We start from the raw sequence: 26,876 nt of genomic DNA, 5'->3' as shown, positions 1-26,876 counted from the left end.
AAAGTATCTTCATATCAAACTAAAAAATTGACTATGAGTACTAAAAATTTGTATGACGATAAGGCAAGAGAAAAGATCAAGGAACTGGCAGAAGATGTAGATTTCTGTATGCTGGTTACTAATATGGACGAGAAACCATTGAGTGCTGTACCAATGTCTACCAAACAGGTTGACGATCATGGAGCAGTATGGTTCCTGAGTAAGAATGATAGCGAACACAATAGAAATATTGAGAAGGATAGCGATGTACAATTATTATACAGCGGAACTTCAGACATGGAGTTTTTAAGCGTATATGGGGAAGCTTTCATTGAAACAAACAGAGATGTGATCAAGGAATTATATTCCAAGGCTGATAATGCTTGGTTTGATGGCGAAGATGATCCAAGTGTAACTGCTATAAAGGTTAATCCTAAAGAAGCCTATTATTGGGATAACAAAGACAATAAAATGGTAACCATGTTCAAATTAGGAATGGCAGCGGTTAGCGGAAACAACCAGGATATTGGAGAAAAAGGAAAATTAGAGCTATAAAAGCTGTATTTGTCGGAAGAGACCTCATAACGAATCTTTGTTGTGAGGTCTTTTTATTTATACCTATTTTTGTTCATCTAAACCAATATTTATGAAAGCATATGTATTTCCCGGCCAGGGAGCCCAGTTTTCGGGAATGGGATTGGATCTTTATGAAAAATCTCCCGAAGCTCAGGAACTGTTCAACCAGGCAAACGAAATTCTTGGATTTTCCATTACAGATATAATGTTCGAAGGTTCTGCTGAAGACCTTAAAGAAACCAAAGTTACTCAACCTGCTGTCTTCCTACATTCGGTAATATTAAGTAAGGTATTAGGGGATAGTTTTAAGCCAGATATGGTTGCGGGTCACTCATTAGGAGAATTCTCTGCGCTGGTGGCTAACGGAGTCTTGAGCTTTGAAGAAGGATTAAAACTGGTTTCCCAGAGAGCACAGGCAATGCAAAAAGCTTGTGAATTGGAACCATCTACCATGGCTGCTGTTTTAGGTCTTGAAGATGAATTAGTAGAATCTGTATGTTCAGAAACCGAAGGAATCGTAGTAGCTGCGAATTACAATTGCCCTGGACAATTAGTGATCTCTGGTGCCTACGATGCTGTGGAAAGAGCTTGCGAAAACCTTAAAGAAAGAGGAGCGAGAAGAGCGATGATCCTACCGGTTGGAGGTGCATTTCATTCTCCATTAATGGAACCAGCGAGAAAAGATTTAGCTGCGGCTATAGAAAATTCAACATTCAATAATCCAATTTGTCCGGTATATCAAAACGTAAGTACATTTGCTGTAAATGATCCGGCAGAAATTAAAAAGAATCTTGTATTTCAATTAACTGCTCCGGTGAAATGGACTCAATCAGTTCAAAATATGATTAAAGACGGTGCTTCAGAATTTATTGAAGTTGGCCCAGGTAAAGTTTTGCAAGGGTTAGTTAAGAAAATAGATCGAGGAATGGAAACCTCTTCCGCATCCATCTAAATGAATTTCAGGTATTTAAGATAAAGGCTTCCATATAGGAAGCCTTTATTATTTGAATAATATTAAACGGAATTTAATTTTTTAACATATCGGCATAGAGTTTGAGCACTTTTTTTCAATTAAATTGTTCTTTCCCTATATCGAGCATCATTATTAATCAAAAAACTAACCATTTTGAAAAAAACTACCATCCTGAGTATGCTCATATTCGCCAGTATGCTTAGTGTCGCCCAAATTAACCCGAAACTAAAAGAATTTCAGAACAATTATTCCGAAAATCTTTCAAACAACGCTAAGACTGTATTTCTTCATCTTAATAAAAATCTTGTTCTAGAGAAGGAAAGCCTATGGTTCGCAGGCTATATTTATGATCTTAAAACCGGGCGACCAGATAGTGAAACTACAAATCTGAATATCAGCATTTTTAATGAGGATGGTAAATTTCTAGATTCTAAAGTATTGTACACATGGTCTGGGAAGGCTTCAGGCTATTTACAACTGAAAGATCAAAAATTTAAACCGGGTAATTATATCATCCGTGCTTCTACAAGTTATATAGATAGTTTTGAAGATAATCACAGCTACACCGGTACTTTCACCATATTAGGCTCAAAAAAAACACCTAAACCTCAACCACAACTTAATTATGATTTACAATTATTACCGGAAGGTGGGCATCTTCTTGCGAATGTGATGAATACTGTTGGTGTAAAGTTGCTCAACAATCATGGAAAAGGGGTAGAATTTGATAAAGGTTATGTTCTAAATAATGACAACGATACCATAAGTCGTTTCAATTCAAATAGATTTGGAATGGCCAGTTTCAATATTCAGCCTAAACCCATGGACGGTTATAAGGTTGTAATTAACATGAAAAATGGAGACCAGGTAAAAAGCCCAATCGAAAGGGCTGAAACAACAGGTATTAGTCTTGCTTCAACCATATCTTCTAAAGACGTTCGCCTTAGTTTACTAACTAATGAAAGTACATATCCAGATATCAAGGATAATACTTTCTATCTTGGATTAACTAAAAATGGAAAAATAAAGACCTATGCATTTAAATTTCCTGAAGAAAGCTTGACTGCTAATTTTCAGCTGAAAAAAGACTCTTTATTTAGCGGTGTAAATACGATTACTGTATTTAATGAAACCTTTGAGCCAATCCTTGAAAGACTTATTTTCAACGACTACGACACTAAAAGAGTTTCGATTTCTGCTGAAACAACCCAAACAAAAGGCGATTCTCTAGGTTTACAACTTTCAGGTCTGGAAAATCAAGTTTCAAGCTTATCTGTTTCTATATTACCAGGTAAAACTAAAGCCTATAATGCTCAGAATAATATTCTTTCCAAATTTCTACTTGAGCCTTATTTAAAGGGAGAAATTGAAAATGGTTCTTACTATTTTTCCAATAGTATCTCTGAAAGAAGGAGAAATTTTGATCTGGACTTACTTTTATTAACCCAGGGTTGGAGTAAATACAGCTGGAAGGATTCTTCAAAAAATAATTTGAACCAACCAGAATTAGTTCAGGGGTTTAATATCGATGGAAAAGTATTTGAAAATATTAAAAATAAAAATCAGGTTTTTATCAGAAATGAAAAATCTGGGGTGATGGAGATTCTTGAATTAGAAGAGGACAAAAGTTTTGCCCTAGAAAATGTCTTTATAGAAGATAGCACTGAAATTGCAATTGGAATTATAAGAGATCGTAAAGGGAAAATTCAGAAACCTTCTATCTCTCTAAATATAACTCCCGCAAAAAATAAAAGCAACCTGGATAAAAAAATTGCATTCTTTAAAGATAACCAAGTACAAACAAAGGAGATACCTCAGGACTTCATCTCCGATGCTGAAGTTCTGGATACAGTTAATATCAATGGTATTAAAAAGTCCGATAGGAAAAAAGATTTTCTTATAGCCCCAACAACGGGAGCTAGCTCAGATTATATTGAAATAGATGAGAATATTGCTCGTTCTAACCTGTATATTACAGATCTCATTCAAAAGAAGTTTTTCATGGTAAGAAGAACACCTGCAGGTGTTGAAATTACCGCCAGAATGCCTAGTAGAATAATAAATGACGGACCATTTCCAACTCCCCAAATATTCTTAAATGGAGCCAGACTACGCGATGATCTGAATATTTTAGCAACCTTGCTAACTTCTGAAGTAAAATCTATCTACATTAATAGGGCTCCAACCGCGGGCTTTGGAGGTTTCAATCAAGGTGGAGGAGTTATTCGAATAAAAACTAAAACTGGAGCTGAAAGATTTGGAAGCAAGGATAATTCAGTGGCAAAAGTTACCGTCAAAAACGGATATCAACCTTATAAAAAATTCTATGCGCCGAAATATGATTCTTATAACAATTGGATTTTTGAAGAATATGGTGTGATTGGCTGGTTCCCGGAAATTAATACTGGACAGGGGGAGCCAGTAAATTTATCTGTTTTAAACACTTTGCAAGACGAATTGAAAATTTATATCCAGGGAATCACTCCCGATGGTAAATTGATCTCCGAAGAACTATCGTTAAATCGATAATATTAAAAAGCCCGGTTACTAACCGGGCTTTTCATTTATTATAAGTCTATACTTACTCTGATTTATATACTTTTCCTTCCTTCATTACGAAAACAACATTCTCCAATGTTTTGATATTCTGAGTTGGATCTTCATCTACGGCAATGATATCTGCATAAAATCCTTTTGCTGCCTGTCCACTTTCATTTTCCATATTCAGAATTTTTGCCGGAACAAGGGTCGCAACCTGCAAAGCTTCCATTTCGGGCATTCCTGCTTCTACCATGAATCCAAACTCCTTAGCATTCTCTCCATGCTTAAAAACACCAGCATCTGTTCCAAAAGCGATAGGCACTCCCCTTTTGTAAGCTTTTGAAAAAGTATTCTGGATCTTAGGACCTATCTCTTTAGCTTTTGGTACTACCAGTTCCGGATAATAATTTTCAATCTCCGCCTTTTCAGTAACCTCTTTACCAGCCGTGATCGTGGGCACCAGGTAAGCTCCTTTTTCTTTCATAAGATCCATGGTTTCCTCGCTCATTAAAGTCCCGTGTTCAATAGTTAGAACACCAGCCCTTACGGCACGTTGCATACCTTCATCTCCATGAGCATGAGCAGCAACATGATAGCCGTAATCTTTTGCCGTTTTCACGATCTCTTCGATCTCTTCATCAAAAAATTGCGGATTAGAGCTACTTTTTGCCACACTTAGAACTCCACCTGTCGCAGTGATCTTAATAAGATCGGCTCCATTTTTATAACGTTGTCTCACCGCTTTTCTGGCATCTTCCACACTATTCACTACACCTTCTTTTGGTCCAGGATCCCCTACCATACTATTATTCATTCCGTTGGTTGGATCTGCATGTCCTCCGGTAGTCGCCAGAGATTTCCCAGCTGTAAAAATTCTTGGTCCGGAAACCTTGCCTTTATTAATAGCATCGCGAAGAGCGATATTCACTCCAGAACCACCAAGATCTCTTACAGTTGTAAAACCTGCCATCAAGGTTTTTTCAGCAAAACCTATAGAACTAAAAGCATCATCAGCAGGATTATTGGTAAATCTCTGAAGATATTTACTTGGGTTAGTTTCACTTTCAAGGTGCACATGCATATCGGTTAGCCCAGGAAGCACCGTTTTATTTTTAAGGTTGATCACCTTATCATCAGGATTCGCAGGATCTGAATATCCTTTTCGAACTTCCTTAATCTTATTCCCTGAAATTATGATTGTTTGTTCTTTTAGAACTTTTCCATTTTTAGTATCTACCAGTTTACCTGCATGAATATAAGTATCCTGTGCGGTAAGATTTAATGAGAGAAGAATGATTGAAACGAGACTTAGTAATTTTTTCATAGATAGTTAGTTACATTCAAATTAGAACCGTTAATATAAAGGTTTTTAGGGTTGATTTTTTAAAGTTCCTAAGGCATTTCTATAAAAGCCTCAGAATTTACAAGGATTTTGGTATAAAAATTGTGATTTTTCAAGCCTAACCGTCTTGCCCTACCTGAGACTTAAACTTCTAAAATTTTGACTAAAAACTACTTCCTGGGAGTTGCTTTGATTTTTTGCTTTAGCATGTTTTCCCAGAAAAATCAAAATCTGCAAAATCTTCAGAATAAGTATTCGATAAAAGATATAGAAAATCAAAAGTCCTTATTCCTTCATTTATCTAAAACCAAGTTCCTTCCGGGAGAAGATCTGTGGTTTTCTTCGTATGCCTTCAATCACAAAACTTTAAGGCCTGTTTCAGGCGATCAGAAAATTCATATTCAGATATTAAACCGAAATGGAAATATACTTGAGTCAAAAACTTATTTATCTTCTTTGGGACATGCTGAAGGTATGATTGAATTATCTGATAAAAAATTCAGAAGTGGCGAATATCTCCTGGTAGCTTACACCGATTCTAAAATAAATTATTTTTCACAAGCGATTGAAATTTTAGGACCAACTCAAAAAAATATAAATACGAAAGAACTGGACTATGATCTCCAGCTTTTGCCTGAGGGAGGGCATTTGGTTGAAGATATTTTAAATTCTGTTGCCGTTAAATTGATAGATTCGAAAGGTCAGGGAATATATTTCTCTGAAGCTTACCTTGTAGATGAAAATCAGGATACACTTACAAATTTCAGTTCTAATAAATTCGGTCTCGCTAAATTTCCTATTATTCCAAAAAAAGATGTTGAATACTCGGTAGTAATTCCAAATAAAGTACAAAAGTACTCGGCTAAACTTCCTGAAATTGAAAGAAATGGAATCACCCTAAGTGCTAATTCACTTCAGGGCCAAATTATATTTTCAGCAAAAACTAACCAGATCACCAATGAGAACATTCGGAATAATAAGTATTTCTTAGGTGTTGAAGATCGTGGGGAAATAAAGTTCTATGAATTTCATTTTCCTGAAAATCAGCTACAGGTTAATATTGCCATTGAAAAAGATTCATTGATTCCGGGAACGCATAGAGCAACTTTATTTGACGAAAATCTAAAGCCCATTGCAGAAAGAATTGTATTCAATAATAGAGATTTTAGATCGAATATAAATCTGGAAATCACTGATAATTCGGGTGATTCGCTTCAGGTTAAAATCTCTTTAAAGGATAAAACTGCAGCACTTTTTAGTATTTCTACCTTACCTGCTTCAACAATAGCATACGGAAATCAGCAAAATATTTTCTATACCGCATTTATAAAGCCGTATGTAAATGGCCTGGTGGAGCAACCGGCATATTATTTTGATACTGAAATGAACGAAAGAGAAAGGTTATACGATCTGGATCTGCTTTTTCTTTCTCAAGGCTGGAGTAAATATGACTGGGAAAATACTTTTGAATCAAATGCGCCTATAGCTTCATCAAATATTGGGTACAGTATTGAAGGTAGAATTCAAAGCGATTTTGACGATTCTAATAAGATCCTTATAAAATCTACCGATTCAGGTCTTTTTGAAGTTCTGGACATCCAGAAAAATGGAAGTTTTAAAATGGACAGTCTTTTTGTTTTAAAAGATTCAGAAATTTCAATTGGCCTATTGAACAAGAGAAATAATGTAACAAAACCAGTTTTATTTGCGAAAATTCTACCTAGAGAAAGTAATTTATCAATAGAAACAACAGGTGCTGATTGGTTTTACGATGATACCGAATTTTCTGCTAGTGATGCCGGTGATTTCAGAAATTTCACCAGAAATACAACACAACTGGATACCCTAACTATAAATGTTAAAAAGAAAAGAGTTGAAGAAGTAGACTTAGATCCATTTATGAAGCGAACACCCATGACAGATGTGAAAATTGTTGATGATAATATGAGGTCTTCTTTTGCACTCGTCCTGGATTATATAAGGTCTAGAGGTTTCACCGTTAGATCTTCAATATCTGGCGTAATGGTTTGTAAAAGAGCAACTGGTTTAGGAGGATGTACACCTGCTAGGATCTATCTAGACGGAATGGAACTTGGAGACGATTCTGGACGATTATCAAATCTTATGACTGAAAATATTTCGGCAATTTCTATTAATAATTCAGGAATAGGACTTTTACAACCAAGCCAGGGTAATGGCGGTGGCGGAGTTATTCGCATTCAAACACGCAAGAATTATGAGACCGAGAATAAATATAATGAGGAAACCACTTTCAAGTTAAAAGCGAAAAATGGATTCAGTCTGGCCAAAGAATATTATAATCCAAAATATGGTTCCTATACTTCCAGTTTATTCGAGAATTACGGAATAATAGACTGGCAGCCACTTGTTTATTTTTCAAAAGATAAAAGCGATGAAACTTTTAAAATATTAAATACTACAACAAAGATGATCAGCTTTTATGTGGAAGGGATCACTGGTGATGGAAAATTGATCTCCCAACGTATCGATATGGATCTATAATAAAAAAACCCGGCATTTAGCCGGGTTCCTAATTTAATATAAGTTCTGAATTACTTCAGAAAATCAATAATTGTATCTGTTATATGTTTGATCTGGTCGTCTTCCAGCTCAGTATGCATTGGTAAAGAGATAACTTCCTGCACCAACTGGTTGGTCACAGTAAAATCTTCCTCTTTATATCTTTCATCTAGATATGCTTTTTGACGATGAAGCGGAATTGGATAATAGATACCGAAAGGAATTCCTCTATCCTGTAGATGCTTTGCCAGAGCGTCTCTTTTACCATTCCTGATCTTTAAAGTATACTGATGGTAAACATGGGTATCACAATCTCCTGTTCTTACAGGAGTTTGAATATGCTCATTTCCATGAAATGCATTGGAATATTTTAAAGCGGCTTCTTTCCTGGCTTCATTATAAATATCCAGATTTTTCAGTTTAGCCCTCAGCACCGCAGCTTGAAAACTATCTAATCTTGAATTCACTCCAACCACATCATGATGATAACGCTCATACATTCCATGATTTACAATTCCGCGGATGGTATGGGCCAATTCATCATTATTGGTGAAGATCGCTCCACCATCTCCATAACAACCAAGATTTTTAGATGGAAAGAAGGAAGTAGCAGCAACATCTCCAATGGTACCAGCTTTTCTAGGCTCTTCGTTTTTTGAATGATAATCTGCACCTATTGCCTGCGCATTATCCTCTATTACATAGAGATCATGTTCTTTGGCAATCTCCATGATCGCATCCATATTCGCGGTTTGTCCGAAAAGATGAACCGGAACTATTGCCTTGGTGTTTGGGGTGATCGCTTTTTTAATCTCTTCAGGATCTATATTAAAAGTTTCAGGATCTACATCTACAAGCACCGGAGTTAACTGTAGCAAGGCAATCACTTCTACCGTCGCAGCAAATGTAAAATCGGCAGTGATTACTTCATCTCCAGGTTTTAATCCCAGTCCCATCATAGCGATCTGAAGCGCATCTGTTCCATTGGCACATGGAATTACATGCTTTACCCCAAGATAATATTCTAATTCCTTCTGAAATGCATGAACATGCGGCCCGTTGATAAAGGATGTTTCTTCCAATATCTCCTGCATCCCTTGATTTACTTCATTCTTTATACCTTCGTATTGACCTTTAAGGTCAACCATTTGAATCTTTTTCATCTACAATATTTTTCAGGTCTACGAAAATACGAAATATAGGTCCTACTGGCAATCCATTTATTGGAAAGGCCTATTTTAGCAACTTCAAGTAATTATTGTGCAGGGAATTTACAATGTATTAGTAAAGCTAAGCGGAGTCGTTCTTAAATCGGCGGGGAGTTTTAGTCCTAAACTTAAGGAATTCACCGAAGGCCGAAAAGATCTTTTTTCTAAGCTGGAAAATGAAATAGATCCAGAAAAAGAACATTTATGGATACATGCGGCCTCGCTTGGGGAATTTGAAATGGCAGTTCCGGTTCTGGACATGCTGAAAAAAAAGTATCCCGAAACCAGAACGGTGGTAAGCTTCTTTTCTCCCTCAGGATATAAGAATAAAAAGAAGCATCCGCTCGTAGATCATTTTACATATTTACCGCTGGACTCTCCAAGTAATGCTAAAAAATTCCTTGATATCATTCAGCCGAAAATGGCATTTTTTATCAAGTATGATTTCTGGCCTAATTTCCTAGCCGAACTTAAAAAAAGAGAAACCAGAACCTTCCTCGTTTCAGGAGTCTTTAGAAAAGACCAGGCATTTTTCAAAGCATATGGAAAATGGATGCTGAAATCCTTAAATGCATTTGAACACTTCTTTGTGCAAAACGAAGAGTCGGCCACCTTGCTTAAGAGAGCAGGATTTGAAAATAGTACTGTTGGCGGTGATACAAGGTTTGACCGTGTAGCCGCACAAATAGAAGCTGATAACAGGATTCAATTCATTGAAGATTTCAAAGAGGACAAAATGCTCGTAGTTCTGGGAAGTACATGGCCGGAAGATGAAAAACTATTTATTGATTTCATCAATAGATCGGTAAAGATCAAATTCATTATAGCTCCGCACGAGATAAAATCAGAGAAAATTGAACGCTTATTTTCAGAATTAAAACTTCCTACTATAAAGTATTCTGAAATGAAAAATAAATCATTATCAGATCATTCGGTATTGATCCTGGACACTATAGGCTTGCTTGGTCGTGCCTATAGTTATGCAGATGTAGCATACGTTGGTGGCGCTGCCGGAACTACTGGTTTGCATAATATTCTTGAACCGGCAACCTTCGGAATACCTATAATAATAGGTGAAAATTTCAGTAAATTTCCTGAGGCTGAGCGGTTAAGACAGTTAGCAGGCCTGTTTTCTGTTAAAAATTCAACTGAATTTTCCGCAATTATGACCAAATTATATACAAATTCAGAGTTCAGGCAGAAGTCTGGAATGATCGCAGGACACTTTATTAACAGTAATACCGGCGCTACCCGGATCCTTGAAGAACACCTTTGATCCCGATATTTTTCTTATTAACATTCTTTGCTAAAAAAAAGTAAAAATTAATCGTTCGATTGGTTTTAGTTGTAATTTCGACCCCTATAACCAAATAAACTATTGAACCATGAAACGATTATCAATCTTAGCCAGCGGGCTAATAATGTTTTCTGCGGTACTTACTTCTTGTAGAGATACTACCGAAAAAGAAACGATTGTTAAGGAAGTGGAAGTAGAGAAAAAAGTAGAAACACCTGAAGAGGCAGAAGAAAGAGAAGGAATTCTTGAGAGAACTGCTAAAGAGGTAGATAAAGAAGTTAACAAAGAAATTAATGAAGAAATTGATAAGATTGGTGACGATAACTAATCTTCACACTTATCAACTAAATACTGAATAACTAAACCAAAATTAAAAACGATGAAAAAACCAATAGTAATGCTGGCTTTAATGCTCTCAATGGGAGTAATTTTTACATCTTGTAGAGATACAGCAAAAGAAAACGAAGCTGATGACATGGAAATGTCTGACGACATGGATGATGTAGCTGACGATATGGAAGATGCTGCTGATGACATGGATGATGTTAATGACGATAATAATAGCGTTGGAAGCGACATCGAACAAGCTGCAGATGATGCAGGTGATGCGGTAAAAAATGCTGCTAACGAAACTGGTGATGCTGTAGAAAATGCAGCTAACGAAGTTAGTGACGAAGTAGATGGAAACGACGATTATTAATCGTTCATTCTTATAGAATTAAAGCCCTTTCAAATGAAAGGGCTTTTTTTATTTATTGCTTAAAAGATTTTAATTCTCTTTTCAGTTCATTCATAGATTGCTGTAATTCCTGGAACAATCCGCTATTGGAAGGATTATCCAAATTGAAAGTAAGTTTGGAATTCACCTGCCAGACCTCCTGGATATCGTGAACATTGATCTCTAACGGCAAGTATTCTTCATTTAGTGATATAAGTAAAACCTTAGATGGATCTGGCATCTTCTGAAGTTTCTTAACCAGAACAGAATCATACATCACGATCACATAGACTCTGTTGTTGCTTGCCTCTTCTATACTTGGCACGGCTTTTCCCATCACCCATTCTCCAGGCCTGTAATCAGGCAACATACTATCCCCTTCTATTTGAAAACCTCGGTAAGTTGCATTTCGAAATTCTGGTAAGGGAATATCAAAAGCCGGAAGCTGATTGTACCATTCCACATCCTGAACATTATGCGGATAACCTGCAGCGGCTTTTTGGTTCACTAATACGATATTCTCATTATCCGCATTATCTACGGTAACCACCTTAGGGCTCACATCTCCTTTAGAAATCTTCAAATATTTCTGACCACTTTCGCCAAATAACCAAAGTGGATTTATGGCAAATTGACGAAGTAATTCGGCAACCACTTTACCCGAAAGTTTAGTTCTTCCGCGCTCGATATCTGCTGTTGAATTCTTGATACCTAGTAAGCTGGCAAATTCAGATTGCGTAAAATTATTTTCTTCGCGCACTTCCTTAAAGTGCTTGATCTCAATTGATCCTGGTGTACCCATATTTGATTTATTAGGAATAATTCCAAAATTTACTCAAAAATATTGGATTAAATCCTATTTAACCAAAAAAGCTGCATATTTTTTAAATATTGCTGTATTTATCTTTGAAGGCCAGCAAGCGAAGTGCATTCAACACTACTACGATTGTAGAACCTTCATGAAATAACACAGCAATTCCAATATTCGCCCAGCCGAAGATCGTGGCTGGTAAAAGTAATGCGACTACGCCAAGGCTGATCCATAAGTTCTGTTTTACGATCTGCTGAGCTTTTCTACTAAGAGCTATAGCAAACGGTAGGATCTCTAGCCTATCGGCCATTAGAGCAATATCTGCAGTTTCCAAAGCGACATCACTCCCAGCTGCGCCCATGGCGATACCAACAGTAGAATTAGCCATAGCCGGCGCATCATTTACCCCATCCCCGATCATGGCAATTTTAGATTCATCTTCTTTTAATTGTTTGATACGCTCTACTTTTTCTTCGGGCAGTAAACTTCCATAGGCATTTGTGAGACCAATTTCTGAAGCTACCGCATTGGCCACTTCCTGGTTATCACCGGTTAACATGATCATTTTCCTAATGCCAATCTTTTTAAGTTTCGCTAGCGTAGACTTCGCAGCTTCTCGTGGAGTATCCATCAAAGCTAAAATACCACTGAATTCATTTCCATTTTGAACAAGCATCACAGTTTTACCTTGCTTTTCAAGGCTTTTAACCTGGTTCTGAACCTTAACAGGCACTTCAGAGTTCTCTTCAAACAGCTCTAGATTTCCAATTTGAACAAGTTCACCGCCTATATTTCCTCTAATTCCCTTACCCTGAACAGCTTCAGAATCATGGACTTCTGGAAACCCATTTAACTGGGTCATTTTTGATTTCCCATCTCTTACCACAGCTTTAGCGAGCGGATGATTACTGGAGCTTTCCAATGCGATCACATTCCGTAGAAATTCATCATTAGACAATCCATTTAGAAGTACCACATCGGTCATTTTTGGTTTTCCTTCTGTGAGCGTTCCTGTTTTATCGAAAGCAATCGCTCTTAAAGTTCCAAGATCTTCGAGTGGCTTCCCTCCTTTTATCAGCACTCCTCCTTTAGCTGCGCGAGCTATTCCGCTTAAAACAGCAGAAGGAGTTGAAATGGCCAAAGCACATGGACTAGCGGCAACTAGGGCAGCCATAGAGCGATAAAAACTATCCTGCCAGGTTTCATCTACCACCAGAAATGCGAAGTTCATGAGTACAATTAGTATGAGTACTGCGGGAACGTAATATTTTTCAAATTTATCGGTAAGTAGCTGTGTTGGTGATTTCTTTTCCTGCGCCTCCTGAACCATATTAATGAGTCGGTTCAAGGTTGAATCTTGCGATTCTTTGATCACTTTAATTTCAATACTATTATCTCCATTAATAGTTCCTGCATAAACCCTGCTCTTTTCGGGAATATCAGAATCTGCAGAAAATTCATCTTCAGGATTTTTAACCGGTTCTTTATCTACAGGGATACTTTCTCCTGTTATGGGCGCCTGATTGATACTGGTTTTACCTTTGATAAGAACACCATCAGCACTCACGGCAGAATTTGGTTTAATGCGAATGATATCAGCAATTCTTAAGGCTTCAATACCAACCTCAACAAAAGAATCACCTTCTTTTCTCATAGCGATCTTTGGAGATAACTTAGTCAAAGATTCAATAGACTTCCTGGCTTTTGCCATAGCGAGATGTTCCAGCGAATGCCCAAGGCTGAAAAGAAATAATAACAAAGCACCTTCTGCCCACTTATTTAAAAGAGCTGCACCAACTGCGGCAACCAGCATTAAAAAATCGATCTCAAACCTACCTTTAGAAATCTCCGTTATAGCTTCTTTAAGAGTATAATAACCACCAAGAATATAAGAAATCAGGTATGGTACCAGGATATATATGAAGCTGAGAGCTGAAAATTTATCAAGTAAAAACCCGATAAGTAGAAATACACCACTACCTACAGCAAAGATCAGCTCGGTCCTCTCGCCAAAAATTCCATGACTATGTTCACAACTGCCGTGATTATGTCCAGACATTCAAATCAGAGTTTAGAATTATTAAACTTACAGACTAATCTGTAAACCAGGCACTAAGTTAAGATGAATTTAATGCAATCTTAGTGCATTAAATCTTACTGCATTTTTCACAGGTTCCTTTAATCACAAGGTTGATATCCTGTGTTATAAATCCTTTTGGCAGGCTGATATGCGGAATTTTATGATCGGTAAGGCAAAGCGTTTCATTACAATTTGTACAATGAAAATGCAGGTGAAGGTCCTGCGCGTTTGAGGAATTAGATTCCGGTAGGTCTAAGGCATATTTAGGAACACCAGTGCCATCATCTATCTGGTGAACGATTCCGTTCTTTTCAAATGTCTTAATAGTTCTATATAAGGTAGTTCTTTCAGATCTATCAAAACCGGCTTCAATATCATTTAGAGTAACTGCCACACTTTTGTCGCGTAAAAACTTATATATCAACAAACGAATAGCTGTTGGGCGAACCTTATGCTTTGTCAGAACCAATTCAATATCATTCATATAAAAGTCTTATCATACAAAGTTAGGTGGAATTGCAAAAAAATAAAACCGCTACTAACAAAGTAACGGTTTTGAAAAACAAGTTCTAACAATAATAATATAAACTTAAGTGCAGCATTTACAAACTTTCACCTTGGCCAGCTGTAGTTCGTTCTTTGCTGTTTCCATTGCGAGATTCCCATTGGGAAACATCCCAATATATATTCTTCCCAGAATATCTGGAAGACTCTTGCAGGTTTCGGCATGAACCCTAATCACTCCATAAGCGTCGGGTTGCTTTCCTGAATAGTAAAATTTCATGCGGCAATTTATCTCATTGCCTATTCTGAGAATACGGTAATTCGTAAATATTTTGACCTATTTCGTAATTAAATGTTAAAAGTACAGGTCTAAAATTGGGAAGTTTAAAACCTTCTATAATCCTTTTAACTGAATCGCCCAGAAACCAATAATGAGGATAAGAGATATAAACATCCCGCCGAATATCATTAGTAATCCTCGGTTTTCAACTTTCATATTATTGATCTCCTCGTTGAAAAATTCTTTTTCAACCTTTTCCATTTTCAGATAATTATCCACACCAAACTTGGATGCGACTCTACCTTTAGGAGTTAAACGTATTTCTCCTTTTCTGGTAATTTCAATTAAATCGTTTTCGCGTAGGGTATTGATAAAATTAACCGAAGTATTCTGTCTTAATTCTGACACCATCATACCCTCCTGGAAGTTCGCTGCTGCTTTGATTGTTGTATCCATATTAACACTTCATTAACTTTTTAGTAACACTAATTAACAACTTAAAAAAGAAAAATCAAAATGAAATCGGTGAGGATTTATCAACAGAGTTAGAGCAACATAAAATGAATTTTTAGGGAGATTTAATTCTTTTTACGCCATTCAAATTTTAATTGTTTGGAATACAGTTAATTAATTCTACACAATTAAGAGAGCGAAGGAAAGAACAAATTCTTTGGAATTACTAAAATAGGTACAAATGATCAGAACTTTAACAAATATGGGGGTAATAGGAATTTTTTTTGATCTCAAACAATGGAATTTTAAAAAAAAATTCTGCTCTATCATTATGATAATATTCTTTGTTCGTACATGATACCATCAACAATCCTTTGTTTAATTAAAATGCGCATAAGCCTGTTAAAGTTTCACTGAGATTAAAATCATTATTTGAAACAGATGATGTGAAGGAAGTTAGAATTTATTTCTCTACTTAAGATAAGCCCTATGAGTCACAGGAGTTTCAAGTTTTGACTTCAGATGGACAGGAAGCAGGGGGCGTATTTAAAATTAGCAGCTAAAAGATCTTTAATATATCCATAGATTTTTTGAAGCATCAAATAATCAAGTCTCTTCTAATGGAATATAAAATATGATCCTGATTCTGCCTTTTTTAGCAAGCTCTCTGGTATTAAAGACAGATCAAATATTCGGATGAAGTTTTTATCCTAAATTTGGCCCTACTAAATACAGTATGAAAAGAACTTTAGTAAGATATAGAAATACTGCTTTTGGAAGATTTGTTTTTCGCAATCAAAAGTACGCCCCCATTCTATTTTTTATGGGTGGTTTTATTTTTGATACCCTGACCTTAGGCCGAATAGATCGTGTATATGATACGGTGGTACTTTGTTCGCATATGACCTTATTATCCATTACGCTTTATTTGTATAATATAGTGGATGAAAACAAATGGGGAGGTACTTTTATCGAACGTTATTCCGAATATTTTCCGCTAGCCATACAGTTCTTCTTTGGCGCACTTTCAAGTGCTTTTGTCATCTATTTTTACAGAAGTGTGTCCATGTCCAGAACGATGTTTTTTTTCATACTGCTGGTAACACTATTATTTGCGAACGAATTCCTTAAAAAGAAGATCTCTAACAAATACCTTCAGTTTAGTGTTTATTTTTTTATAAGTTTTACCTTTTTCGCCTTTATTATTCCTACGCTGATCAAGGAAATGAACACCTTTATTTTTATCATTTCGGGGCTCATAAGTTTGGGGTGTACGCTAGCACTCATCACTTTTATTTACAGTTCAAGTCCAGGCGCAAGAGCTGAGATAAATCTAAAAATACTGATTAGTCTTATCCTTTCTATCTATATAACGATTAATGTTTTTTACTATTTCAATCTTATCCCACCAGTACCTTTGGCCATGGATACCGGATTGGTGGCTCACGATGTGCGAAAAATAAATAATGAATACATCGTTACTTACGAGAAGAACCCATGGTATATATTCTGGCGCAGACATGACACCAATTTTCATCACCAGGCAGGTGAAAGAGTTTATGTGTTCACTTCTGTTTTTGCGCCTACAGATCTAAAAAAGGCCATTTTTCATAGGTGGAAATGGTACAATCCTGAAATCAGGAAATGGGAAGTTACTGATGATATTGATTTTGAAGTTGCCGGTGGGCGTGATCGTGGTTTCCGTGGATATACCTATAAAAATAACCTTAAGGAAGGCCAATGGAAAGTTGAAGTAATTACAGAAGAGGAACTGATACTTGGTATTGTGGATTTTGAAATTAAAAGTACTTCTGAAACTAGTAAAAGAGGATTGGCAAAGAAATCGTTTTAATTGTTTTGCTCCAATTATAAAATACCTGGTTAATTTTAAAGAACTTCACAGAAAAAACATCAAAGCACTCGACGACCAAAAACTTGTTATTCCTTCAAAATATGTCATTAAGGTTACTAGATTAATGTTAATGCTAACAGAAGATGATTTATTTTGGGAGGATGTCGAGAAGCACTCTTATTTCTTGGGCATAAAATGGCGAGCAACCCAGTATCTAACTGAGCTACCTTAAAATACTATTGCGGGTTTAATAGCGCACAAATATTTCATTAGACGATATAAGTCATATTCTACGCAAGAATTTAACTGGGGATTCGTAGGTAATTACAAACTCCGGAACGATAATGTTGCTTTATCAGAAAATGCATACCAGCTTCATAAAGCTTTTTTGGAACTGGTTGATTAAATGTTGACTAAAAAACTTATCTAAAACAAAAAAGCCCCTGCGATTGCAGAGGCTTTAAGTACTCGGAGCGGGACTTGAACCCGCACGACCGTTGCTGGTCATTGGATTTTAAGTCCAACGTGTCTACCAATTCCACCATCCGAGCGTAAATTTATAAATGAGCGAAAAACGGGATTCGAACCCGCGACCTCCACCTTGGCAAGGTGGCGCTCTACCAACTGAGCTATTTTCGCGATTTTTAAGAACATTGCAACTCCTGCCGTAGCGCTTGTTGCGGAGGCAAATTTAAGACAAATCTTATAATGGCAAAGAATTTTTTAAGAAAAAAGCAGCAGGAAAATCTATAATCTTAAACCCGCACTTCTTATCCCTTCAAAATGAGATAAGAGCACCTGAATTTTCAATGTTTAAATAACATCAAAAAAAGAAAAAGCTGAAAATTTTCTATTGTTTCTTATTGATAGAAAGCATTCGTTTGATCTCATTAAGCTTCATCAAAGCTTCTACGGGAGTTAATGTATCTATATCTATCCCCAGTAATTCCTGCTTAAGATCTTCCAATAAAGGATCGTCCAGATTAAAGAAACTCAATTGCATTTCATCTTCCGCAGATCTTTTCAATATTTCCCCCGAGTCTTCCATAGAATGCGATGCTTCTAGTTTCGCCAGGATCTTATTTGCTCTGTGCAATACCATTTGAGGCATTCCGGCCATTTTTGCGACATGTATCCCAAAACTATGTTCACTCCCTCCCGGTACAAGTTTCCGTAGAAAAAGTACATTATCCTTTAGTTCCTTCACAGAAACATTGAAATTCTTTATCCTGTTAAATGTCTCACACATTTCATTTAATTCATGATAATGTGTGGCAAATAGTGTTTTTGGCTTAGCAGGATGTTCGTGTAAATATTCACTAATGGCCCAGGCGATGGAAATCCCATCATAAGTACTGGTACCGCGGCCAATTTCATCCAGTAAGACCAAACTACGGTCTGAAATATTATTCAGAATACTGGCAGTCTCATTCATTTCTACCATAAAGGTAGATTCTCCCATAGAGATATTATCACTGGCTCCAACTCTGGTAAAGATCTTATCTACAAGCCCAATTTCAGCAGCAGTAGCCGGAACAAAACTTCCCATTTGTGCCATTAGCACAATTAAAGCTGTCTGCCTTAAAATAGCCGATTTACCACTCATATTAGGTCCGGTGATCATAATGATTTGTTGCTCTTCCCTATCCAGATGAAGATTATTGGTCACATAAACTTCCCCAGGCGGCAATTGCTTTTCTATAACCGGGTGTCTTCCATCTTCAATATCTAAACCATAAGAATCGGCGATTTCTGGTTTAGAATAATTTTCAGCCTGCGCCTGTTGTGCAAATGAGCAAAGACAATCCAACCTGGCGATCAATCTCGCATTCTGCTGTACCGGGTCTATATATTCTCCCATCCAGGTGATAAGCTTTCCAAAGAGTTCCTGCTCTAGTTGCTGGATCTTCTCTTCAGCTCCAAGTATTTTGGATTCATATTCCTTTAATTCCTCAGTGATGTATCTTTCAGCATTTACAAGAGTCTGCTTACGCGTCCATTCTTCAGGAACTTTGTCTTTATGGGTATTCCTAACCTCAATGTAATAACCATAAACATTATTATTACCGATCTTTAAAGATGAAATTCCGGTAGTTTCCGTTTCCCTCTTGATCATATTATCGAGGTAATCCTTTCCGGAAAATGCAATAGCTCTAAGATCGTCCAATTCTTTAGAGAAGCCTTTTGCAATGACATTCCCCTTTTGAAGATTTACAGGCGCATCTTCACTGATACTTTCCGAAATTTTCTGCCGCAGGAGATCACAGGAATTAAGATTATCACCAATGACCTTTAGAGCATCGTTATCGCAATTCGCCGATAACTGTTTTACCGGAATAATCGCATTCAGGGAATTCTTAAGCTGATTTACTTCACGCGGACTTATTCTTTGAGTTGCCACCTTCGAAATCAATCTCTCCAGGTCACTTATCTCACGAATTTGGTCCTGGATATCTGCCAGTTTTTCCGGGTTTTTTATAAGAAAATCAACCACTTCCAGACGCTTATTGATCATTTCTGCATCTTTAAGCGGAAGAGCAAGCCATCTTTTTAAAAGTCGGCCACCCATTGGAGAGATCGTTTTATCTATCACATCCAGCAACGTTACCGCATTTGCTGCGGTAGAATGATATAATTCAAGGTTTCTAATCGTAAATCTGTCCATCCAGACATACTGCTCTTCAGCAATTCGATTTATGGAACTAATGTGCTGTAACCTATGATGCCTGGTTTCTGCCAGGTAATAGAGAACGGCACCGGAAGCGATCACTCCTTCATCCAAATGGTCTACACCGAAACCTTTAAGCGATTTAGTCTGAAAATGTCCATTCAGAGTTTCTTCAGCATAATCTGTTTTAAAGATCCAATCGTCGAGGTAAAAACAATGCAGATCCTTCCCGAAGCTATCGCTGAATTCTTTTTTAAATTTTTTCTGAACAAGGATCTCACTCGGCCCGAAATTCTGAAGTAATTTATCAATATACTCACGATTTCCCTGGGCACACAAGAATTCACCTGTAGACACATCCAGGAAAGAAACTCCAAGATTCTTTTTTCCGAAGTGAACGGCGCAAAGAAAGTTGTTAGATTTACTCTGAAGTATATCATCGTTCATCGCTACACCAGGAGTCACCAGCTCGGTCACCCCACGCTTTACGATGGTCTTGGTCATTTTAGGATCTTCCAGTTGATCACAGATCGCCACGCGCTGGCCGGCTTTAACCAGTTTTGGTAAATATGTGTTTAGTGAATGATGCGGAAATCCTGCAAGTTCGGTTCGCTCTCCACCATTATTACGATTGGTTAGAACTATATTTAAAATTCGTGCTGCCTTGACCGCGTCTTCACCAAAAGTTTCATAGAAATCTCCAACCCTAAAAAGCAACATCGCATCGGGATATTTGAGCTTGATGCTGTTATACTGCTGCATTAAGGGAGTGACTTTCTGAGATTTCTTTGCTGCCAAGGTTGAGATATTTTGTTGGTCGCTAAAGTAAGTAAAGTATCCTATTCAAGTAAAGTGCAGAAACTTCAATTTTTGATTGTTCGCAAACTCCTATTGATATCCCGCAGCCTGAAGGTTGAAAAGTTCCGCATACAATTTATCATTTTCCATAAGTTCCAGGTGCGTTCCAATTTCAAGCACAGCTCCGTCCTTCAAGACCATGATCCTGTCGGCAATTCTTACGGTACTGAAACGGTGAGAAATGATCACTGCTGTTTTCCCTTCAGTTAGTTTTATAAAGCGCTGAAATGCTTCTGTTTCTGCTCTTGCATCTAATGCAGATGTAGGCTCATCAAGCACCAAAACCTCAGCATCCTTCATATATGCCCTTGCGATTGCGATCTTTTGCCATTGCCCGCCGGAAAGATCTTTCCCATGCTTGAATCTTTTTCCTAATGGCTGATTGTAACCTAACGGAAGATCGCCAACAACTTCCTGCGCCAGACTCTTTTCTGCTGCTCCATCAATCCTTTCCTGGTTATTTATCTGCTCAATTTCACCCATGGCGATATTCTCTCTAAGGGTCAGTTCAAATTTTACGAAATCCTGGAAGATCACTCCAAAATACTGCCGGTAAGCTGCCTGGTCGTATTTATTAATAGATATTCCGTCAAGAAGAATTTCTCCTTCACTTGGTTCGTAGAATTGTAATAGCAATTTGATAAGCGTGGTTTTCCCAGCGCCATTTTCTCCAACAAAGGCTAGCTTTTCCCCTGCCCTAAGTTCAAAATTGATATTTCTAACCACCCATTTTTCAGACTTTGGATATTTAAAACCAACATTTCTGAATTCGAATCCTTTTTCGATTTTCTCAGGCAGATCCAGTTTTCCGTCTGTGCTGCTTTCTTCAAAGGCCAGGTCCAGAAATTCAAAATAATCCTGGAGGTATAAAGCACTTTCAGTAATCGCGGTAAACCTGGTAAAGAAACCCTGTAATTTTGATCTAAGCCTGTTGAATGAACCTGAAAGAAAAGTAAGATCACCTAAACTGAAAATCCCGGCAACCGTTCTGAAAATTATAAAAATATAAGCTCCATAATAGGCTCCGGTACCAATCACATTAAAGAAGGATCCCCAACTGGCGCGCTGTTTTGCCAGCCTTTTACTTTGTAAATAATATTTATCTGAAAGGCCTTTAAAACGATCGGCCAGGTAATTTGATAAGCCGAATAACTTCACTTCTTTTGCTGTTACATCACTGGCACCGGCATAGCGCAAATAATCCAGCTCACGCCTCTCCTGCGTCCAGCTTCTGGCCAGTGAATAACTGGTTCCGCTGAATTTGATCTCGTTGATGATCGTTGGAATTATGGAAACTACAAGTAAAATAATAAGCCAGGGCTCAAAAGCCACTACCCCGGCCAGAAGTGAAATAATAACAATAACATCTTCACCCTGGGTTAATATATTAGACATCAATCCAACTCTTCCGGTGGTTTGCTGCCTCGCTCTTTCGAGTTTATCATAGAATTCAGAATCTTCCAGCTGATCCAGGTTCAATTCTGAGGTCTTTTTTATAATTCTAACCGATGTGTCTATAGAGTATTGATCGCCAAGCAATGCATCACTTAGACTAATACCCCGACTTAGCAAATCTGAGATGATCGCCAGCCCAAATTCAGCTGCTACAAGCAACCACAACTTGTCAAGGTCTTTAGTTTCAGCAGCGATCTGGACAACTACCTCGTCTATGATCAGTTTTCCCAGCCAAAGCATAACTACCGGAAGTATGGCATTCAGTATCCGGCCTGTAACATTCGCATAGAATAATACCGGATTAACTTTTCGGATCTCTTTAAAGAATCTTGGAATGAACTTCAGGGAAGCGAAACTTTCCTTAAAATTGATATTATTGGTTTCGAAGGATTTTTTAGGTCTTGGCAAGCTTTCAAATTTAAATTCACTGCAATTTAAGACAATCTCAAATTAAGCCTTTCCTCTGTCGTTATTAAGCACTGAACATTTCAGAAAGAAGAAAATGACACCAAATAGATGCCATTTTCCCCTTCAACTAATTAACAAAATAATACCTAAGTCATGTTTTTCCTTAGCTTTTAAAACGTCTTAGAATTACTGAAATTTTCATCATATAAATGTGGCCACCACGTAATATACAACGATGATTAGCAAAAAAATAAACTGCACTGCCAGGAATTTTAAAGCCTTCTGAACATTCCTGAATTTCAGGTTTGCAATCTTGGCATTGATGAAAATCTGCTGCCCCAATTGATCGAATAACTGATCTTCATCTATACTAATTGAAAAAAAGGTTTTTGAAAATTCCTTAATATCTCCAAACTTCGTGATCACATCTCCGAAGAAAAAAATGTTCTTATCATATTTAGATTCTATCCTAGGCATAAAACACCTGATGCTATAATAAATGGAAGCCACCGCGCAACTAAACCAGACGGCCAGTAATATGTAAATGATCGTATCGTCATCGAAATGATCCAAAACCAGGCTGATGTTCTGGTAGACAAAATTCAACAGGATCCCGTAAAAGGACAAAATTAGCCCTGCTTTTATCTCTGAAGCTTTGATCAGGCTGGACACATAGCTAATACTACCCCAATAATGATCAATAAGATCATCTGTATGCTTATTCTTTAAATGAGTGGAGGGTTTATTATCTGGTGTATCCATAGGCTGAGCTTCAGAAAATTTGATTACCTATATTTATTCTAGTAAAGTATATTATTTAGTATCTTGTCTAAAGTATTTTCCATCTGATTGAATTTTTTATCTGAAAAGAATACCTCGAACATTTCCTTTCTCAAATTCACCAGCTCCTTATGTGAATATTCATGTAACACCAGGTTATCCTGAATTTTTTCCAGGCTTTCATCCTCGCTATCCTTCGCAAATTCCTGGTAGAGTCTTTCAAAAGTGTCTTTATCAGTCTTTGTTTTAATCACCTCTAACTCTTCATTAGTAATATTGGAATCGGCATTAGCGCACAGCATTAAAATATAGATCTGGAGTTCAGATTTTGTCCATTGCTCTAGCTTATCTTTCATAAATTCATTTTTTGGTTGGTAATTTTAAGTCGAATCAAATAAAAGATGGGATTTTTAAATCCCATCTTTCCATATAAGCTTAACGAGGTTCATTCTCTACGTGCCATTGTATTCTCCCATGCTTCTACATAGGTCATGAATTCATCTAATTTCGCCATGGCCTTATCCTGCCCTCCGGCAATTTTAGACATAGATTCCATCCATTTTACATCACCCGGAGTTGTTTTCCAGTTCAATGTTTCAATGCCGTCTTCCATATCCCAAATCACCATCATATCATATTTTCCCATCGGAAAATTATAGGCTACAGGTGGATCTATTCCTGCATCCTGGTCTGCCTTAGCAAAATAATTCTCAATAATACTCATCGCGGGACCTTTTTTCATCGGTTTGAATTTGATGTAAGAAATGCTGACCCATTGCGGATTCTCATACTTTTCAGCTTTCATTTCCTGAGAAAAGCTGAAGCTGCAAGCGAATAGAAATACTAAGACTGCAATTGTTGTTTTGAAAAATTTCATAATGATTGGTTTTAGTTAATAACTGAACCATAACAAAAACAAGCGTCTGTGTGAAATAGGGGGAAATAAGTATTCTAATTTAGTAAAAAAATACTAAAGTTTTGAATAACAGTATATTATAAAAATTAAAATAATACTTCAAATTTCTATTTTTGCGGAATGGAAAAGAGAAAATTACGCAATAGCGAACTGGACAGGAAAAGCGTAAATGAGTTTAAAGAAGCCAAAAAAACTCCTATAATCGTAATCCTGGATAATGTAAGAAGCCTGAATAATATAGGTTCGGTTTTTCGCACCGCTGATGCTTTTCTAATCCAGAAAATTTATCTCTGCGGAATCACGGCGCAGCCACCGCATAAGGATATTCAAAAAACCGCTTTGGGTGCGACTGAAACTGTTGCCTGGGAATATGTTGAAGACAGCCTGGAACTTGTTGAAAAGCTAAAGTCTGAAGAAATTAAGGTTTATTCTATCGAGCAAGCAGAAGGCGCCATTATGCTCAATGATTTCAATCCTGATAATGATAAGATATGCGCTGTAGTTTTTGGCAACGAAGTAAAAGGAGTGCAGCAGAAAGTGGTATCAAAAAGCGATGGAGTTATTGAGATACCTCAACTTGGAAGTAAGCATTCACTGAACATTTCAGTAAGTACGGGTGTTGTTCTTTGGGACCTGTTCTCTAAGCTAAACCTGAAAAATACTTAACTAACCGCTTTATCAATTTCTGAAAGAAGCCATAAATAGTCTTTTCTATTAGAAACAAAGTCCAGGCCTGAAATATCTATCACCTGCACTTTCATGTTACTTTGAGACTTTATAAAATTCAGGTAGCTTTTATTGATATTAATCAAATATTCCGGCTGGATATTCTGTTCGTAGTCTCTTCCTCTTTTCTTGATATTCTCAAGTAAGCGCTCTGTATTCTGATACAAATAAATATAAAGCTCCGGCTTTACCAACTCTTTGTACATCAAATGAAAGAGCTTGTGATATAGAGAATATTCATCTTCGTGCAGCGTGATCTTTGCAAAAATCAATGATTTGAACACATCATAATCTGAAATCACAAAATCTTTAAATAGATCATATTGAGCAAGATCATCTGAAAGTTGCTGATATCTATCAGCTAGGAAAGACATTTCCAGAGGAAAGGCATAGCGCTCTTTATTCTCGTAAAATTTTGGCAGAAAAGGATTATCCTTAAAACGTTCCAGGATGAGCTTCGCATTAAAATCTTCAGAGATCATCGTGGAAAAACTCGTTTTTCCCGCTCCAATATTTCCTTCTACCGCAATATAATTACAGGCTGGAAAATTATAATTAAAGGCTGGTTTTTTTAATTCTTCGGTAGTAATTGAAATTTGCGAAGTGTCTGCAGTTTCCTTTAAAAGCTGACTTATTTTTTTTCCGGAAACAGGATGTTTTTCTGAACCGGCAATATCATTCAGCGGCTTCAAAACAAAACTTCTATCAGGGATTCCGGGATGTGGAATTCTAAGAGAATCGGTTTCTATTAGTTCCTCTTCGAAAAGTAAAATGTCAAGATCTATAGTTCTGTTCTGATAATTTTCAGCATCAGATCTTTCTCTTCCTAATTCGGTTTCTATAGATAAAAGTTCAGTTAGAATTTGCTGAGGTTCCAGTCTTGTAGAAACAGAAATACAGGAATTCAGAAATGAATTTCCTTCAAATCCCCAGGCTGGTGTTTCATATATCTTTGAAACTTCAAGGATCCAACCAATATTTTCATGTATCTTTTCAAGGGCTTGTTGCATGAAACCAAGGCGGTTACCGAGGTTACTTCCCATTGCTATTATTACTGTTCTAGGGGATTTCAAAGCGAATTAAGAAAATTTTAATAGGTAGCGCCAAATAATTTCACAGCAAATTAAGCAAAACAAAAGCACATACTATTAATTTTGATAAAAGACTTAATAACAAAATTTGGCAAAACTCTACCCAAAAGATAAGCTTAAGGCTCAGCAAATTTATTTGGTCTTAAGTGCGCTTTTTATCGCTTCACTGGTCGTATCTAACCTCATCTTTCAAAAGTTTTTTTACTGGGATTTTTTCGGACTATATACTTTTGAGATTTCAGTTGGGATATTACCATACCCGATAACCTTTTTAATAACAGATATTATCAGCGAGGTTTATGGTAAAAAGAAAGCAAACCTGGTGGTTACCACCGGAATTTTCGCGTCGTTCTTTTCCTTATTGATCGTTTACACAGCAGATGCAGTCCCGGCCACGGCATGGTCTCCAATAAGTGATTCATTATTTGAAAAGGTTTTTGGAGCTACGGCTATCGCGGTATTTGCCTCTATGGTTGCCTATTTGCTGGCGCAATACATAGATATACAGTTATTCCATTTCTGGAAAAGACTTACTAAAGGTAGGCATCTCTGGTTGCGTAATAATTTTTCGACTTTCCTGTCGCAATTCGTAGACACTTTTTCGGTCTTGTTTTTGCTCTGTAGCTTTGGAAAGATCGACTGGGAATTATTTGGCGGACTGTTGCTTAGTGGATTTTTATTCAAAGTACTGGTTGCGGCGCTGGATACACCGTTTTTATATGCGGCAGTTTACGGTTTGCGAAGAATGTTCAAACTTAAACCTGCAGAAGAACTCAAATTTGAAGCTGTTTAAAGCAGCTAAAAATAAATTTTATATAA

23 protein-coding genes and 2 tRNA genes are annotated in these 26,876 nt (G+C 37.0%); 10 read left to right on the top strand and 15 right to left on the bottom strand.

What is annotated here, in order from left to right; translation table 11 throughout:
* The first annotated feature begins 33 nt into the window (after positions 1-33).
* The 3 genes from RE431_RS02360 to RE431_RS02350 all read left to right on the top strand — a co-directional run bounded on the left by RE431_RS02360 (position 34) and on the right by RE431_RS02350 (position 4,057).
* Positions 34-534, top strand: coding sequence for a pyridoxamine 5'-phosphate oxidase family protein (locus tag RE431_RS02360; RefSeq protein WP_309560351.1), 501 nt, complete (start codon positions 34-36; stop codon positions 532-534).
* Between the two features lie 91 nt (positions 535-625).
* Entirely contained in the window at positions 626-1,507 is an 882-nt protein-coding gene (gene fabD / locus RE431_RS02355; protein WP_309560350.1) for an ACP S-malonyltransferase, read from the top strand.
* A gap of 174 nt (positions 1,508-1,681) precedes the next feature.
* Positions 1,682-4,057: a hypothetical protein gene (locus tag RE431_RS02350; RefSeq protein WP_309560349.1), complete on the top strand. Its 2,376-nt coding sequence runs from the start codon at positions 1,682-1,684 to the stop codon at positions 4,055-4,057.
* Between the two features lie 52 nt (positions 4,058-4,109).
* On the opposite strand, the gene RE431_RS02345 is transcribed toward RE431_RS02350, so the two are convergent.
* Positions 4,110-5,393 (bottom strand): metal-dependent hydrolase family protein, encoded by a 1,284-nt coding sequence (locus tag RE431_RS02345; RefSeq protein ID WP_309560348.1) that lies wholly within the window; start codon positions 5,391-5,393, stop codon positions 4,110-4,112.
* Between the two features lie 177 nt (positions 5,394-5,570).
* Here RE431_RS02345 and RE431_RS02340 point away from each other — a divergent pair, with 177 nt between their 5' ends.
* Complete coding sequence (locus RE431_RS02340) at positions 5,571-7,934, top strand: hypothetical protein (RefSeq protein ID WP_309560347.1); 2,364 nt, start codon at positions 5,571-5,573, stop codon at positions 7,932-7,934.
* A gap of 50 nt (positions 7,935-7,984) precedes the next feature.
* Here RE431_RS02340 and RE431_RS02335 read toward each other — a convergent pair whose 3' ends face one another.
* Positions 7,985-9,115: a DegT/DnrJ/EryC1/StrS family aminotransferase gene (locus tag RE431_RS02335; protein WP_309560346.1), complete on the bottom strand. Its 1,131-nt coding sequence runs from the start codon at positions 9,113-9,115 to the stop codon at positions 7,985-7,987.
* A gap of 97 nt (positions 9,116-9,212) precedes the next feature.
* Here RE431_RS02335 and RE431_RS02330 point away from each other — a divergent pair, with 97 nt between their 5' ends.
* The 3 genes from RE431_RS02330 to RE431_RS02320 all read left to right on the top strand — a co-directional run bounded on the left by RE431_RS02330 (position 9,213) and on the right by RE431_RS02320 (position 11,157).
* Positions 9,213-10,436: a 3-deoxy-D-manno-octulosonic acid transferase gene (locus RE431_RS02330; protein WP_309560345.1), complete on the top strand. Its 1,224-nt coding sequence runs from the start codon at positions 9,213-9,215 to the stop codon at positions 10,434-10,436.
* Positions 10,437-10,545: 109 nt separating this feature from the next.
* Positions 10,546-10,785 carry a hypothetical protein gene (locus tag RE431_RS02325; protein ID WP_309560344.1) on the top strand — a complete coding sequence of 80 codons (240 nt, stop codon included), beginning with the start codon at positions 10,546-10,548 and terminating at the stop codon, positions 10,783-10,785.
* Between the two features lie 51 nt (positions 10,786-10,836).
* The gene (locus tag RE431_RS02320; RefSeq protein ID WP_309560343.1) at positions 10,837-11,157 is read left to right on the top strand and encodes a hypothetical protein; all 321 of its coding nucleotides are present in this window, start codon (positions 10,837-10,839) and stop codon (positions 11,155-11,157) included.
* A 52-nt stretch (positions 11,158-11,209) separates the two neighbouring features.
* Here the strand turns inward: RE431_RS02320 and RE431_RS02315 are convergent, their stop codons facing one another.
* From RE431_RS02315 to RE431_RS02295, 5 genes are all read right to left on the bottom strand, one after another.
* Positions 11,210-11,977 carry an XRE family transcriptional regulator gene (locus tag RE431_RS02315; protein ID WP_309560342.1) on the bottom strand — a complete coding sequence of 256 codons (768 nt, stop codon included), beginning with the start codon at positions 11,975-11,977 and terminating at the stop codon, positions 11,210-11,212.
* An 82-nt stretch (positions 11,978-12,059) separates the two neighbouring features.
* Positions 12,060-14,045: a heavy metal translocating P-type ATPase gene (locus RE431_RS02310; protein ID WP_309560341.1), complete on the bottom strand. Its 1,986-nt coding sequence runs from the start codon at positions 14,043-14,045 to the stop codon at positions 12,060-12,062.
* Between the two features lie 88 nt (positions 14,046-14,133).
* Entirely contained in the window at positions 14,134-14,550 is a 417-nt protein-coding gene (locus RE431_RS02305) for a Fur family transcriptional regulator (RefSeq protein ID WP_309560340.1), read from the bottom strand.
* Positions 14,551-14,655: 105 nt separating this feature from the next.
* On the bottom strand, positions 14,656-14,850 hold the full coding sequence (locus RE431_RS02300; RefSeq protein ID WP_309560339.1) for a hypothetical protein: 195 nt from the start codon (positions 14,848-14,850) through the stop codon (positions 14,656-14,658).
* Between the two features lie 114 nt (positions 14,851-14,964).
* Positions 14,965-15,306: a hypothetical protein gene (locus RE431_RS02295; protein WP_309560338.1), complete on the bottom strand. Its 342-nt coding sequence runs from the start codon at positions 15,304-15,306 to the stop codon at positions 14,965-14,967.
* A gap of 733 nt (positions 15,307-16,039) precedes the next feature.
* Here RE431_RS02295 and RE431_RS02290 point away from each other — a divergent pair.
* The gene (locus RE431_RS02290; protein WP_309560337.1) at positions 16,040-17,155 is read left to right on the top strand and encodes a DUF2914 domain-containing protein; all 1,116 of its coding nucleotides are present in this window, start codon (positions 16,040-16,042) and stop codon (positions 17,153-17,155) included.
* Between the two features lie 465 nt (positions 17,156-17,620).
* On the opposite strand, the gene RE431_RS02285 is transcribed toward RE431_RS02290, so the two are convergent.
* The 7 genes from RE431_RS02285 to RE431_RS02255 all read right to left on the bottom strand — a co-directional run bounded on the left by RE431_RS02285 (position 17,621) and on the right by RE431_RS02255 (position 24,201).
* Positions 17,621-17,706: transfer RNA gene (locus tag RE431_RS02285), tRNA-Leu, on the bottom strand.
* A 15-nt stretch (positions 17,707-17,721) separates the two neighbouring features.
* Positions 17,722-17,794 (bottom strand) — tRNA-Gly (locus RE431_RS02280).
* 211 nt (positions 17,795-18,005) lie between these two features.
* The gene (gene mutS / locus RE431_RS02275; RefSeq protein WP_408914506.1) at positions 18,006-20,585 is read right to left on the bottom strand and encodes a DNA mismatch repair protein MutS; all 2,580 of its coding nucleotides are present in this window, start codon (positions 20,583-20,585) and stop codon (positions 18,006-18,008) included.
* Between the two features lie 126 nt (positions 20,586-20,711).
* A complete protein-coding gene (locus RE431_RS02270; RefSeq protein WP_309560335.1) occupies positions 20,712-22,544 on the bottom strand; it encodes an ABC transporter ATP-binding protein in 1,833 nt (610 codons plus the stop codon).
* Positions 22,545-22,745: 201 nt separating this feature from the next.
* Positions 22,746-23,306, bottom strand: coding sequence for a Pycsar system effector family protein (locus RE431_RS02265; RefSeq protein ID WP_309560334.1), 561 nt, complete (start codon positions 23,304-23,306; stop codon positions 22,746-22,748).
* A gap of 38 nt (positions 23,307-23,344) precedes the next feature.
* Positions 23,345-23,680 (bottom strand): hypothetical protein, encoded by a 336-nt coding sequence (locus RE431_RS02260; protein ID WP_309560333.1) that lies wholly within the window; start codon positions 23,678-23,680, stop codon positions 23,345-23,347.
* 89 nt (positions 23,681-23,769) lie between these two features.
* Complete coding sequence (locus RE431_RS02255; protein WP_309560332.1) at positions 23,770-24,201, bottom strand: hypothetical protein; 432 nt, start codon at positions 24,199-24,201, stop codon at positions 23,770-23,772.
* Between the two features lie 159 nt (positions 24,202-24,360).
* Between RE431_RS02255 and RE431_RS02250 the strand changes: the two genes are divergently transcribed.
* Complete coding sequence (locus RE431_RS02250; RefSeq protein WP_309560331.1) at positions 24,361-24,906, top strand: RNA methyltransferase; 546 nt, start codon at positions 24,361-24,363, stop codon at positions 24,904-24,906.
* On the opposite strand, the gene folK is transcribed toward RE431_RS02250, so the two are convergent.
* Positions 24,903-26,039 carry a 2-amino-4-hydroxy-6-hydroxymethyldihydropteridine diphosphokinase gene (gene folK, locus RE431_RS02245; RefSeq protein ID WP_408914505.1) on the bottom strand — a complete coding sequence of 379 codons (1,137 nt, stop codon included), beginning with the start codon at positions 26,037-26,039 and terminating at the stop codon, positions 24,903-24,905. The genes RE431_RS02250 and folK overlap by 4 nt on opposite strands.
* A 106-nt stretch (positions 26,040-26,145) precedes the next feature.
* Here folK and RE431_RS02240 point away from each other — a divergent pair, with 106 nt between their 5' ends.
* Entirely contained in the window at positions 26,146-26,850 is a 705-nt protein-coding gene (locus RE431_RS02240) for a queuosine precursor transporter (RefSeq protein ID WP_309560329.1), read from the top strand.
* Positions 26,851-26,876: the final 26 nt, after the last annotated feature.

Origin of the sequence: Christiangramia sediminicola (genome assembly GCF_031344135.1) — a bacterium.
In the GTDB taxonomy this organism is placed as follows: Bacteria; Bacteroidota; Bacteroidia; order Flavobacteriales; family Flavobacteriaceae; genus Christiangramia; species Christiangramia sediminicola.
Note: the sequence above shows the minus strand (reverse complement) of the source record. Positions and strands in the feature narration are given on the sequence as shown.